General features: G+C 44.8%; 10 protein-coding genes and 1 pseudogene (1 of these 11 running past the window's edge). 4 read left to right on the plus strand and 7 right to left on the minus strand.

Annotation, left to right across the window (positions count from 1 at the left end):
* Window positions 1–1,093: pseudogene (locus ACZ1GZ_RS00040) on the plus strand (M23 family metallopeptidase); it begins 856 nt to the left of the window's first position.
* Here the strand turns inward: ACZ1GZ_RS00040 and ACZ1GZ_RS00045 are convergent.
* From ACZ1GZ_RS00045 to ACZ1GZ_RS00075, 7 genes are all read right to left on the minus strand, one after another.
* On the minus strand, window positions 1,090–1,461 hold the full coding sequence (locus ACZ1GZ_RS00045) for an MmcQ/YjbR family DNA-binding protein (protein ID WP_472666387.1): 372 nt from the start codon (window positions 1,459–1,461) through the stop codon (window positions 1,090–1,092). The pseudogene ACZ1GZ_RS00040 and the gene ACZ1GZ_RS00045 sit on opposite strands and share 4 nt — an antisense overlap.
* Window positions 1,462–1,532: 71 nt before the next feature.
* Complete coding sequence (gene clpB / locus ACZ1GZ_RS00050) at window positions 1,533–4,139, minus strand: ATP-dependent chaperone ClpB (RefSeq protein WP_472666388.1); 2,607 nt, start codon at window positions 4,137–4,139, stop codon at window positions 1,533–1,535.
* A gap of 188 nt (window positions 4,140–4,327) precedes the next feature.
* A complete protein-coding gene (locus tag ACZ1GZ_RS00055; protein ID WP_472666389.1) occupies window positions 4,328–4,915 on the minus strand; it encodes a DUF4167 domain-containing protein in 588 nt (195 codons plus the stop codon).
* Window positions 4,916–5,238: 323 nt separating this feature from the next.
* A complete protein-coding gene (prmC, locus tag ACZ1GZ_RS00060; protein WP_472666390.1) occupies window positions 5,239–6,093 on the minus strand; it encodes a peptide chain release factor N(5)-glutamine methyltransferase in 855 nt (284 codons plus the stop codon).
* A gap of 27 nt (window positions 6,094–6,120) precedes the next feature.
* Window positions 6,121–7,200, minus strand: coding sequence for a peptide chain release factor 1 (prfA, locus tag ACZ1GZ_RS00065; RefSeq protein ID WP_472666391.1), 1,080 nt, complete (start codon window positions 7,198–7,200; stop codon window positions 6,121–6,123).
* 56 nt (window positions 7,201–7,256) lie between these two features.
* Window positions 7,257–9,524, minus strand: coding sequence for a phosphoenolpyruvate--protein phosphotransferase (gene ptsP, locus ACZ1GZ_RS00070; RefSeq protein ID WP_472666392.1), 2,268 nt, complete (start codon window positions 9,522–9,524; stop codon window positions 7,257–7,259).
* Between the two features lie 79 nt (window positions 9,525–9,603).
* Window positions 9,604–10,851 carry an aspartate kinase gene (locus ACZ1GZ_RS00075; protein WP_472666393.1) on the minus strand — a complete coding sequence of 416 codons (1,248 nt, stop codon included), beginning with the start codon at window positions 10,849–10,851 and terminating at the stop codon, window positions 9,604–9,606.
* Window positions 10,852–11,091: 240 nt separating this feature from the next.
* Here ACZ1GZ_RS00075 and ACZ1GZ_RS00080 point away from each other — a divergent pair, with 240 nt between their 5' ends.
* The 3 genes from ACZ1GZ_RS00080 (at window position 11,092) to ACZ1GZ_RS00090 (ending at window position 13,306) form a co-directional block, all read left to right on the plus strand.
* A complete protein-coding gene (locus ACZ1GZ_RS00080; protein ID WP_472666394.1) occupies window positions 11,092–11,796 on the plus strand; it encodes a DUF899 domain-containing protein in 705 nt (234 codons plus the stop codon).
* Between the two features lie 88 nt (window positions 11,797–11,884).
* A complete protein-coding gene (gene ubiG / locus ACZ1GZ_RS00085) occupies window positions 11,885–12,631 on the plus strand; it encodes a bifunctional 2-polyprenyl-6-hydroxyphenol methylase/3-demethylubiquinol 3-O-methyltransferase UbiG (protein ID WP_472666395.1) in 747 nt (248 codons plus the stop codon).
* Between the two features lie 114 nt (window positions 12,632–12,745).
* Window positions 12,746–13,306, plus strand: coding sequence for a helix-turn-helix domain-containing protein (locus ACZ1GZ_RS00090; protein WP_472666396.1), 561 nt, complete (start codon window positions 12,746–12,748; stop codon window positions 13,304–13,306).
* Window positions 13,307–13,310: the final 4 nt, after the last annotated feature.

Consider the following 13,310-nt stretch of genomic DNA (forward strand, 5'->3'; position numbering starts at 1 on the left):
AGCGGGTTATATTGAAGAGCAGGTCATTATCTATGAAGATCTGCTGTCGGGTGAAATTGACACAAATAATCTAGAACCTGGCATGTCGCTGCGTATCGGAGTTGAGCAATCCGAAGACGAAACTCAAATTATGAGATTGTCAGTTTACGAACAAAACAAACATCTCGTAACAGGTGCAAAGAATGACCGAGGACGCTATGTGCTAGCGGAAGAGCCGGTATATTCACCTGGCATTGCGGCACTTTTGGAAGATTCTCCAGGAATTGCACCACAACCTTCAAAGATGCCGCGTGTTTATGATGCCATTTATCAAGCTGGTCTTTCCTATGGCATGACACCAGATATGATTAAGCAACTTATCCGGATGATGGCTGCAAGCGTTGACTTCAGAGCACGCGTTAAACCAACGGATCGTTTGGAAGCTTTCTTCTCCGTATCCAATAATGAGGATGTGGCATCTGAAGATTCAGAATTATTATTTATCTCTGCAAATTTCGGCGGCAATCTAACAAAGTTCTACCGATTCGCACATCCGGAAGATGGTACAGTTGATTATTACAATGAAGATGGCCGCAGCGCGCGTCAATTCTTGATTAGAAATCCTGTACCAACAGCAAAATTCCGCTCGGCCTTTGGCATGAGACGGCACCCAATTACTGGGCGCAGACGCATGCACTCTGGCGTGGATTGGTCCGCACCACGCGGAACACCAATTTTGGCCGCCGGTGATGGTGTGGTTGAAAAAGCCGGTTGGCATTCAGGTGGTTATGGAAAACAAACCAAAATCCAACATGCAAATGGCTATGTATCGTCTTACTCACACCAGTCAAAAATTGCCAATGGTGTTGTACCCGGCGCACGCGTAAAACAAGGGCAAGTCATTGGTTATATTGGATCAACCGGCCTTTCAACAGGTCCTCACCTGCATTATGAATTGATCGTCAATGGGACAAAAGTAGATCCGTTACGCGTCAGACTTCCTGGCGGGAAAACATTAAAGGCTGATATATTAGATCAATTCCATCGCGAACGACGCAAGCTCAATTCGTTGTTGGATATCGACGAAGAAGCAACTGAATTGGCCAGCAATTAATCTTGCTGGTTCAAACCAAGTTCTTTTTGCAGTTTTTTCGTCAAATTCAAGCTTATCAAGCGATGTGATTCTTTAAGATAATCACGCAAGGCCTCTTCATCCAATCCAGGATCTTCAAAATGCTGAATCCATTTTGCACCGCGCGGCGCCAAATAAGGTGCGGGTCGCAAACCGGGTTGCTCTTTTAAGATATCAAATGCCAAATCAGAGACTTTAAATGTCACACGAGTGAAATTAGCATCATCTTCCCAACCCGCAATGGCGAAAACTTTGCCGCCAACTTTCCAAACATCAGATCCACCCCATTGGACGACATGAGATGTAGCCCGCAATTCTGAACAATAAGCATTAAACTCTTCACGGTTCATATCAATCTCCAAAAGAAAAGGGCCAGCTATTAACTGGCCCAATCATAACGTGATTCGACAATCAACTCTATTTAAGCAGCAGATTGTTGATCAGTTTTTCGAACATAAACATTTAACCTGTCCGATCCATTGGTGATCACAAGGCTTGAACCATCGTGGATTTCACCGCCAAGAATTTTCTCAGCGAGCATATCCTGAAGATACTTCTGGATAACTCGTTTGAGCGGACGCGCGCCAAACGCCGGATCATAACCCTTGTCCGACAACCAGCTACGTGCTTCATCCTCAATTTCAATGGTGATTTTGCGGTCAGCCAATAATTTGGACAAACGAGCAAGCTGAATATCAACAATGGCACCCATATCTTCTCGCTTAAGACGATGGAATAGGATTGTATCATCGAGCCGGTTTAAAAACTCTGGTCGGAACGCTGTGCGAACAACGGACATGACATCATCACGTGCGCTATCGACATCTTGGTCTTCACCCAAATTCACAAGGAATTCAGCGCCAAGGTTAGATGTCATAATGATCAAGACATTTCTGAAATCAACCGTTCTTCCCTGACTATCGGTTAAGCGGCCATCATCAAGAACCTGCAACAGCACATTGAATACATCACCATGCGCCTTTTCAACTTCGTCAAATAAAACAACTTGGTAAGGTCTGCGACGTACAGCTTCGGTTAAAGCGCCACCTTCATCATAACCAACATATCCAGGAGGCGCGCCGATCAAACGCGCAACCGAATGCTTTTCCATATATTCGGACATATCAATGCGCACCATGGCTTGTTCATCATCAAACAAAAACTCAGCCAATGCTTTGGTCAACTCGGTTTTACCAACACCTGTTGGCCCTAAGAACATGAAGGAACCGATCGGTCGATTTGGATCTTGCAACCCGGCACGCGCACGACGAACAGCGCGAGATACTGCTTGAACAGCTTCGCCCTGACCGATGACACGTTTTGCCAATTCATCTTCCATACGCAAAAGCTTATCGCGCTCACCTTCGAGCATCTTATCAACAGGAACACCTGTCCAACGTGACACAATATGAGCAATGTGATCAGGTGTAACCACTTCTTCAACCATGCTCGCAGATGCAGTATCTTCCCGATTTTCAGCTTCTAAAAGTTGCTTTTCCAATGCTGGAATTTCACTATAGGTGAGTTCACCCGCCCTTTGGTATTCCCCATTTCTCTGGGCTATTTCAAGCTGATTGCGCGCATGTTCAAGCTGCTGTTTTAAATCAGCGGCAACACCAAGCTTCTGTTTTTCTGATTGCCATTTAGCTGTTAAAGCTGTTGAGGTTTCTTCCAAATCAGATAGTTCTTCTTCCAAAGTAGATAACCGCTCTTTGGTCGCTTCATCATCTTCTTTTTTCAAAGCCTCACGCTCAATTTTCAGCTGAATGATTCGGCGATCAAGCTCATCAAGCTCTTCAGGTTTAGAATCTACCTGCATGCGCAATCGCGCAGCAGCTTCATCCATCAAATCAATCGCTTTATCGGGTAAGAACCGGTCTGTAATATAGCGGTTTGATAAGGTTGCGGCAGAAACAAGCGCGCGATCACTAATGCGAACTTTGTGATGCTGCTCATATTTTTCCTTAAGCCCACGTAAAATCGAAACTGTATCTTCAACCGTTGGCTCATTGATCAAAACCTGTTGAAAGCGTCTAGCCAGAGCGGGATCTTTTTCAACATGTTTGCGATATTCATCAAGTGTTGTCGCACCCACGCAATGGAGTTCACCGCGCGCCAATGCAGGCTTGAGCAAATTCGAAGCATCCATTGCACCATCGGATTTACCTGCACCAACCAAAGTGTGCATTTCATCAATGAAAAGAATGATTTGGCCAGCTTCTGCCTGCACTTCATTCAACACAGATTTCAATCGCTCTTCAAACTCACCTCGGTATTTAGCACCCGCAATGAGAGCACCCATATCAAGGGCCATCAAGCGCTTATCTTTGAGTGATTCTGGCACATCGCCATTCACAATACGCAATGATAGACCTTCAGCGATCGCTGTTTTACCAACGCCAGGTTCACCAATCAGGACCGGATTGTTCTTTGTTCGACGAGAAAGGACCTGAACAGCGCGACGGATCTCATCATCTCGACCAATCACTGGATCAAGACGGCCCTCACGCGCATCTTCGGTTAAATCACGAGCATATTTTTTAAGCGCATCAAAGCCTTCTTCCGCTGATGCACTATCTGCTGTGCGACCTTTGCGGATTGAATTAATAGTCTCATTCAGTGCTTGGGCGGTTAAGCCAGCCTGCGTTAAAATCTTACCAACTACTGTCGATTTATCAGTCACCATGGCAAGCAATAAACGTTCAACCGTGACAAAGCTATCGCCAGATTTCTCAGCAATTTTTTCAGCGTCTGTAAAAAGTTTGGCCAGTGGTTGGGTCAAATAAATCTGCCCATTACCACCAGATACATTGGGTAATTTTTGAATAGCTGTTTGCGTTGCGATTTTAGCTTCAGATGAGCGCCCGCCTGATCTGTCAATTAAAGACGACGCCATGCCTTGTTCATCATCGAGCAAAATTTTCAAAAGATGCTCAGAGGCAAATTGCTGGTGACCTTCGCCAAGTGCAAAGGATTGCGCGGACTGAATAAAACCACGCACACGTTCGGAATACTTTTCTAAGTTCATTTCATTCTCCAAATCATGTTTCGCCCTATTTAGGCACGAATACAATACTTCCGGAAGAACTCCCACTAAGTGGCAAGTTCGTTACTCTATTTATATGGGTATTGATCGATATTTCGAAAAGGGTTAATTGCATAAAAACAAAAAAACCCGGTCAAAACCGGGCTTTTTAAATTAATTATGCGTAAAACCTATTCAGCAGGCGTTGCTGCTTCAACAGCATCTGATGTTTCCACAGGTGCCTCTGCAACAACATCGACTTTAGGCGCAGCTGCTGCATCTTCACCATTTTCGCTTGTGCGTGGGCGACGTTGACGAGGCCCTGTTCTACGGCGTTGATTACGGCGCGGTTTCTCCTCAGCATCTGCAGATTGAGTAGCTTCGCCAGCATCTGTATTGTCAGCACTTGAATCGGCCGCTTCAGCTGTTTCGTCAGAATTTTCAGCAGCTTCTGCGACTTTTTCCTGTTGTTCGCGCTCTTGTTGTTCACGCGCAGCTTCGTCACGCTGTTGGCGTTCTTGGATCTGCGCCTGACCTTGCGCAACAATACGATTGTAATGTTCTGCATGCTGCAAATAATTTTCAGCCATAACACGATCGCCTGAACTTTGCGCGTCACGCGCCAAAGCCATATATTTCTCAGCAACAGTTTGCGCATTACCCCTAACTTTTACGTCAGGTCCAGTACTATCATAAGAACGGGAAAGTGGATTGGATGGCTTTCGGTTATTATTATTATTACGTCCGCGTCCACGATTATTCTTTTGTCCAGGCCTCATTGGTAACTCGCTTAAAATCCTGTTATGATGATGGCTGCTCAATCTGAATACAGATCAAACATTCGGTTAATGTCATAATTTTATATGACGTGATAAGGTCGACCCCTATGCCGCTACGATATCAAAATTCTCTCGACGATATAGCAATTCCAATGAGCTAGATTGTATCTTGAAAAGATTGCAAATTAGGGTTTTTGGATTGCTAGCGGGCACTGCCCCGCGCCAGTTTCTAAGAAGGACATTAGACATATTCGCATGTAATTCCAAGTCTTTTCTTCATTAAAAATTCTCATTTTTCCCATGTAGCAACATATTTTTGTTGTTTATTTCATTTCAAACAGCAGCACACGGTCATGACCTGCCAAATCTTTGTGCAAAGCCAACAATGAAAAACCTTGTTTTGTGAAAATATCAATGACGTCCTGGGCCTGACGCCAACCGATTTCGACACCTGTTATTGCACCCGGCAACAGAATTCTTGGAATTTCAGTGGCTAATATGCGATAGGTTTCAAGACCATCTTCACCGCCATCAAGTGCCAACATCGGATCATGCTGCGCAACCTCAACACTTAACTCTGCAAGTTCATCTTTGGTAATATAGGGCGGATTAGAAACAACAATATGAAATTGATCATCAACCTTTTCTAACCAATTGCTTTGCAAAGATTGGAAACGTGCCCCAAGCCCAAGTTGCTCTGCATTCTTACCAGCTGTAACTAAAGCGTCACGCGCTTGATCCACGCCCAAGGCAGTTGCCAGCTTACAATGATGCAACAATGACAAAGCTATCGCACCTGTTCCAGTCCCAAGATCGATAATTTTACAACCACCCTCTTCGCTCGCAAACTCTTGAGCAAATGGCAGTATAACATCTACCAAAACTTCTGTATCGGGTCTGGGTTCTAGCGTCGCTTCTGACAATTCAAAATTTAGACCGTAAAATTCGCGCCAACCCAAAATTCGATAAACTGGCATTCCCTGCAGGCGCTTTTCCACCGCTTCATTGGCCTGCTGGATTTGTATTTCTGTAAGCTCAAGTTCACGACGCGTTGCAACATCAAGTGTGGTAAAACCAAGCAGACCAGTTAACAGCGCTTTCGCCTCAAAAGACGCTCCATCAATGCCGGCAGCTTCAAATGCTGTGTTCATCTTGCGAAGCATTTCTGAAAGGGTCATAATTAGAATATACCCGTTGCGACCGTCTTAACTAGCTTGACCAAGCGCTGCCAACTGAGAAGCCTGATGATCTGAAACCAATGCATCAATCATTTCATCAATTTCACCGACGAGCATTTTATCAAGCTTATAAAGCGTAAGATTAATACGATGATCCGTTACCCGACCTTGCGGAAAATTATAGGTGCGAATGCGTTCTGAGCGGTCACCTGAGCCAACCTGGCTTTTGCGATCTGCTGATCGTTCTTCATCAGCCTTTTGGCGCTCCATATCATAAAGACGTGCTTTTAGAACCTGCATGGCGCGAGCTCTGTTTTGGTGCTGAGACTTCTCAGACGAAGTCACAACAATCCCGGAAGGAAGGTGTGTAATACGCACTGCACTATCCGTTGTATTCACGTGCTGCCCGCCAGCACCAGATGCGCGCATTGTATCAATACGTATATCTTCATTCCGCACTTCAATGTCGACATCTTCAGCTTCGGGCAAAACTGCAACAGTTGCAGCCGATGTGTGAATACGGCCACCTGATTCTGTTTCAGGTACGCGCTGAACACGGTGTACGCCTGACTCAAACTTCATCCGCGCAAACGCACCGCGACCAGATATGGTTGCCGAAATTTCTTTAAACCCACCAACATCACCTTCGCTGGAAGAAATAATCTCAACTTTCCACCCTTGGCTGGACGCATAACGCTCATACATGCGAAACAAATCGCCAGCAAACAAAGCCGCTTCAGAACCGCCAGTACCACCACGAATTTCCAAGATCACGTTTTTACTGTCTGCAGCATCTTTTGGCAGCAACAGAATTTGCATATCGGATTCTAAAGTCTCGATCTGCTCTTTCAGCTCTGGCAATTCCATCTCTGCCAGTTCGCGCATTTCAGCATCTGATTCTTTATCAGCTATAATCTCAGCGAGATCCTGCACCTCATTAACAGCTTTGTTGTAAGTGCGAATAGTTTTTACAACTGGCTCAAGCTCTGAATATTCAGATGCAAGCTTTACATAGGTTTCTGAATCCGGTCCGGCAGACATACGCGCTTCGATCTCATCGAAACGGCGTTCCAGTTCTCGCATTTTATCAATTGGTAATGTTGCCATAGCTGTAATTTTTTCACTCTATTTGAATGACACAGATGATGTGTAGGTTTCAGAATTTAAAGTGATATACCATTTTCTTCAATAAAATCAGTAAGAATTTCAGCAATCGTCATTTTTGCTTCTGTTTCTTCCAATGCTGGCAATAAGATGCCTTCCAATTTATCGATATCCAGCGATAGCAACATTGATTTCACAGGCCCAATTGCTGCTGGTGACATCGAAATTGAACGATAGCCAATTCCAAACAGCGCCATTGCGCTGAGTGGGTTTCCTGCCAATTCACCGCAAAGTGTAAGCGGTGTATTGGTTTGCTCTGCTTTTTCAACGATGGATCTGAGCACACGAAGAAATGGCCGCTTTAACGGTGAAAACCTATCAGACACACGGGCGTTGCCGCGATCACTTGCAGTAATAAACTGGAACAGGTCATTTGAACCGACAGAGATAAAATCAACCTCTTCCATCAATTCATCAAGCTGGAATAAAAGACTTGGCACTTCCAGCATAGCGCCAAAGGTCACTTTTTCCGGAACCTGATAACCATGACGCTTTAAGAAAGCCGTCTCTTTCTCAATCAATTTACGGGTATCGCGCAACTCCGATAATTCTGTGATCATCGGGATCATAACCCGCAATTCTGATCCACCTGTGGCACGCAACAAGGCGCGTAGTTGTGTTTGCAAAAGGCCCGGGCGATCAAGCGAAAAACGAATAGCACGCCAACCCATTGCAGGGTTTTCTTCTTCAGCTGATCGCAAATAAGGAACAACCTTATCGCCACCAATATCAACAACACGGAATGTCACCGGCAATTTGCCAGCTTTATCAAGAACCTCTCGATAAAACATTTCCTGTTCTTGAACCTTTGGCATTTTTGATGAGATCATAAACTGAAGTTCAGTACGGAACAGGCCAATACCTGTTGCACCTGATTCTTTGAGTTGCGGCAGATCAACCACTAGCCCCGCATTCATCAACAACTTGCATTTCTGACCATCTTTACTGACGGGTGCGACATTACGCAGAGCGTAAAATGCTTTTTGACGTTTGGCAAAAAATTTAACTTTATCAGCATAAGCATCTTGCAAATCGACAGCTGGGCGCAAATGAACCGTACCGTCATTGCCATCAACGATGATCGGGTCACCATTTTCAGACAGCGATGCGATACCAATGGCTTGGCTGACAACTGGAACACCCATTGCTTTTGCAACGATTACGATATGGGAAGTAACTGCACCCTCTTCCAATACCAATCCACGAATATGTTCACGCGGATAATCCAGCAATTCAGCAGCACCCATCGTACGCGCAACAATCACCGCATCTTGAGGCAGGCCATCAACCAATGCGCTGGGTGTAAATCCAGTTAATTGTCTGAGCAAGCGATTTGCTAAATCATCAAAATCCGCAAGGCGTTCGCGCAAATACGGATCTGTCAGATTGATCATACGCGCACGTGTATCAGACTGAACTTTTTCGACCGCAGCTTCAGCGGTTAAGCCGTTGCGAACGGCCTCTTCCATCTTACGAACCCAGCCGCGGTCATTGGCAAACATACGAAACGCTTCAAGCACCGCACGATGCTCACCTTCCATGGGCACATCGCGACGCTCAAGCATATCGTCAATGGAAATACGTAAAGACCCAACGGCACCATCTAATCGCTCAAGTTCTGCATCAATATCATCGTTCAATAGATTTGTGACAATAACGCGCGGCTCATGCAGCACAACATGCCCAAGGCCAATACCTTCGCCATAGGCATCAGCATCAATGGAAACGGGCCGAGTCATGTTAAGTTCAAGGCCAGGTTTTGTAACCTTTTTCAGCTCACCCGTGGCAATCATTTCCGCCAAAACCATGGATGTTGTTTCCATAGCTTCAACATCGTCATCGCCATATTCACGATGTTCTTTATTCTGAATAACCAAAACGCCTAAAGAACGTCCAGCTCGCAGGATCGGAACACCCAGGAATGAGTTATAGATTTCTTCCCCAGTTTCAGGAAGATATCTAAAGGCGTGGTGAGATTGCGCATCAGATAAATTAAGTGGTTCTGCATTTGCTGCAATAACACCTACAAGGCCTTGCCCCATTTTCAATTGCGCTTGGTGGACGGCGTCTTTTTTCAGACCTTCCGTGGCATAAAGTTCCAACACACCATCGGCACGCAAGACATAAAAAGAGCACACTTCAGCTACCATGCTGGTCGCAATTTGGTGCACTACTCTGTCTAGGCGTTCTTGCGGCTCTAAGGCTTCCGCCATCAGCTCACGGAGGCGCTTTAGGAGATTGCGTGGGCCAGTTTGATTAGGCACCATAAATCCTCCTAAATGTCACACTGATATTTATCTCATGTTCGGTGAACATGATCAGCCTCCATAAAAGCTATCGGTTTCTTTAGTCTAACTCGTAAACAGAATGTAGGGTACGAACTGCCAACTCAGCATACTCGCTATCGATCAGGATTGAAATTTTAATTTCAGACGTTGTGATCGCTTTGATATTGATACCTTTTTCAGCCATGGCTTTAAATGCGGTTGCCGCAACACCAGCATGCGAACGCATGCCAATACCAATGACAGAAACCTTAACCAAACCCGTTTCACTTTGTACAACATCAAATCCGATATTCTGCTTTTCTTTTTCCAAAACACCGAGAGCTTTTTCAATATCTCCAGATGGCAAAGTAAAGGTCATATCGGTGTGAGTACCATCTTCAGAAATATTCTGAACGATCATATCAACGTTGATATATTCATCTGACAAGGGTCCGAAAATTGCCGCTGACACGCCAGGCGAATCTGACAAACGTCTTAGAGAAATTTGTGCCTCATCTTTTGAATAGGCAATACCTGTGACAACTTCTTGTTCCAAAATCTCATCCTCATCACAAATTAAAGTACCGGGCGGGTTATCAAAATCACCCATTCCCTCAGTATCAGGGTCTTCAAAGCTGGAACGCACAAACATCCGGACTTTGTGCACCATCGCGAGTTCGACAGAACGAACCTGCAGAACTTTCGCCCCCAAAGATGCCATTTCAAGCATTTCTTCAAACGCAATCTTGCCCAAACGACGCGCTTTTGGCTCGACACGTGGATCTGTTGTGTAAACCCCATCAACATCGGTGTAGATATCACAGCGGTCAGCTTTCACACCGGCAGCGATAGCGACGGCACTTGTATCTGAACCACCACGACCAAGCGTTGCGACACGATTGTCTGGACCAATGCCTTGGAACCCAGCGATAACGGCAACCTGTCCTTCACCAAATCGGCGCACAAGATCAGATCCGTCAATATCTTCAATACGCGCAGCACCATGGGCACCACTTGTGCGAATAGGGATTTGCCATCCCTGCCATGATCTTGCATTTACACCCATCGACTGGAGGGTAATGGCCAAAAGACCGGAAGTAACCTGCTCACCAGAGGACACCACAACATCATATTCTCGCGCATCATGCATAGGTGATGCTTCACGCGTCCAACCAACCAGCTCATTGGTTTTACCAGACATTGCAGACACCACAACGGCAACTTCATGACCATTGTCGACTTCGCGTTTTACGTGGCGAGCTACATTTCTAATGCGGTCAATATCCGCAACAGATGTGCCGCCAAACTTCATAACTATTCGGGCCATTAAACTCAAGGGTCCTGTTGTATATCATTCACATGTGCTGTTTCGCCCGGCAATACCGACTGCTCTATGACCAATCATGTGGGACGAAGTTGCCGCTACATATCGAATAAATGCAAAAACTGCAACTCTTGGAAATCACTGGAATAGGTATTTCAAGCATTGTCAGACTAATTAATTGACTAATCTATTTAATTTTTATAATTGTTAATTAACATATTTGCTAATTAAAGGAAAAAACACATGAATATCCGAACAGTGTCTAAGGAAGAGTGGTTGGAAAATCGGCTTGCATTATTGGATCAGGAAAAGGAACTCACGAAATTACGCGATAAGATCAACGCGGCCCGCCGTCGGCTTCCACGCGTCAGAATAGAACAAGATTATGTTTTTCAAACAAACCAAGGCGAAAGATCTTTAGCAGATTTATTTGGCACTAAAAGTCAGTTGATTATTTATCATTTCATGTATGGAAATGACTGGGAAGAAGGCTGCAAAAGCTGTTCATTCTGGGCTGATAATTTTGATGGTATCGACATCCACTTGGCCCATCGGGATGTGAGCTTTATCGCAATGTCACGCGCTGAATTAAAAACTCTGAATGCTTTTAAGAAGCGAATGGGCTGGTCGTTTGAATGGGTATCATCGCATGGCTCTGATTTTAATCGAGACTTTGATGTATCCTTCGATGCGGAAGATTTTGAAAATGAAACCGCAAGATATAATTATCGCCCGTTTACATTTCCAATGAACGAGCACGCTGGCGTGAGCGTATTTCAAAAAGATACCGATGGTTCAGTTTATCACACTTACTCGACTTATAGCCGCGGGCTCGACATGTTAAACGGCGCCTATAACTATCTTGATCTTGCACCAAAAGGACGAGACGAAGCGCAGCTAGAATACGGCATGGAATGGTTAAGGCACCACGACAAATATAGCGATTAATTAGCGCAGGCGGTCTAAAATCTTTTGACTTGCGTAGATATGTTATGATTGAACATGAATAACTTGTCTCATTTAAAGGCGTTTAAAAATGACCGTTGCAGAAAAATCTACCATCGACCAAAGTGAAGTAGACCGCTTTTCAAAAATGGCTGCTGAATGGTGGAACCCAGATGGTAAATTTAAGCCTCTGCATAAGTTTAATCCCGTTCGCCTAACCTATATCCGTGACCATGCCGCTCAACACTTTGGCAAAGATCCGCATTCGCAAAAACCTTTAGAAGGTTTACGCATGTTAGATATAGGCTGCGGCGGGGGCTTGTTATGCGAACCCATGACACGCATGGGCGCATCTGTTGTGGGCGCAGACGCATCTGAAACGAATATTGAAATTGCTAAAATTCACGCTGAACAAAGCGGTTTGGAAATTGATTATCGCGCTGAAACATCAGAAGCTCTGTCTGCTGCAGGTGAAAAATTCGATATCATTTTAAACATGGAAGTCGTTGAACATGTTGCGGATGTCGATTTGTTTCTCACATCTTGTGCAGACATGCTCAAACCTGGTGGATTGATGTTTGTTGCAACAATCAATCGCACCATGAAAGCCATGGCACTCGCCATTATTGGCGCTGAATATGTTCTAAGATGGTTGCCACGCGGCACACACCAATATGAAAAACTTGTTCGTCCTGAAGAAATCAAAACACCTATAACAAACTCTGGTTTAACGATGGTTGATCAAACAGGTGTATTTTACAACCCTCTGCAAGATCGATGGAACATGAGCAACGATATGGATGTAAATTATATGATGCTGTTTGAGCGTAAAACATAAGCTATAAATCAGCCTAACGCTCCCAAACTCACTGCGTTACAATTCTATCTTTACAAAACCAAACTGCTGTGCAATTCTCATATATAAGAAATATTCCCATATGTGAGAATTTAAATGCAGGAAGTCTTTTCAAACAAGTTGGCAAACCATTTAAAGCAAATGCGTTTGGACAAAGGACTGTCACTCGAGCAGCTGGCAACCGAAACCGGTGTCAGCCGCGCAAGCTTATCACGTTTGGAAAATGGCAGTGTCAGCCCAACGACTGATGTTTTGAGTAAACTCTGCGTCACCTATAAAATCAAAATGTCAAAATTGCTGGCAATGCTAGAGGGAGATTTCGAACCTCTGATTAAGCATGAAAATCAGCTCTACTGGAAAGATCCTGATATTGGATTCACGCGTCAATCCGTCTCCCCGTCCACAGACGAGTTGGCGGGTGAAGTGCTCAAATGCCATATCGAACCTGACACGGTAATCACCTATGATCGCCGGTCCATTCCAAGCCTTGAACATCATCTCCTCATGCTTGATGGCACTTTGAAGCTAACTGTCGGTGAAGAGGAGTTTTTATTATCCACCAATGATTGCCTAAGATACATTTCCGCCGAATTTGTTGAATTTAAAACACCAAAGGATAGCCATGCGACATACCTTGTATTCATCGTTGGAGGGTAATTTC

This window comes from Lentilitoribacter sp. JB5-8 (assembly GCF_055693385.1).

Coding starts and splice junctions, on each gene's coding strand:
- clpB (WP_472666388.1), bottom strand. CDS start 4,139: ATGAACTTAGAAAAGTATTCCGAACGTGTGCGTGGTTTTATTCAGTCC.
- prfA (WP_472666391.1), bottom strand. CDS start 7,200: ATGGCAACATTACCAATTGATAAAATGCGAGAACTGGAACGCCGTTTC.
- ACZ1GZ_RS00075 (WP_472666393.1), bottom strand. CDS start 10,851: ATGGCCCGAATAGTTATGAAGTTTGGCGGCACATCTGTTGCGGATATT.
- ACZ1GZ_RS00055 (WP_472666389.1), bottom strand. CDS start 4,915: ATGAGGCCTGGACAAAAGAATAATCGTGGACGCGGACGTAATAATAAT.
- prmC (WP_472666390.1), bottom strand. CDS start 6,093: ATGACCCTTTCAGAAATGCTTCGCAAGATGAACACAGCATTTGAAGCT.
- ACZ1GZ_RS00045 (WP_472666387.1), bottom strand. CDS start 1,461: ATGAACCGTGAAGAGTTTAATGCTTATTGTTCAGAATTGCGGGCTACA.
- ACZ1GZ_RS00080 (WP_472666394.1), top strand. CDS start 11,092: ATGAATATCCGAACAGTGTCTAAGGAAGAGTGGTTGGAAAATCGGCTT.
- ACZ1GZ_RS00090 (WP_472666396.1), top strand. CDS start 12,746: ATGCAGGAAGTCTTTTCAAACAAGTTGGCAAACCATTTAAAGCAAATG.
- ubiG (WP_472666395.1), top strand. CDS start 11,885: ATGACCGTTGCAGAAAAATCTACCATCGACCAAAGTGAAGTAGACCGC.
- ptsP (WP_472666392.1), bottom strand. CDS start 9,524: ATGGTGCCTAATCAAACTGGCCCACGCAATCTCCTAAAGCGCCTCCGT.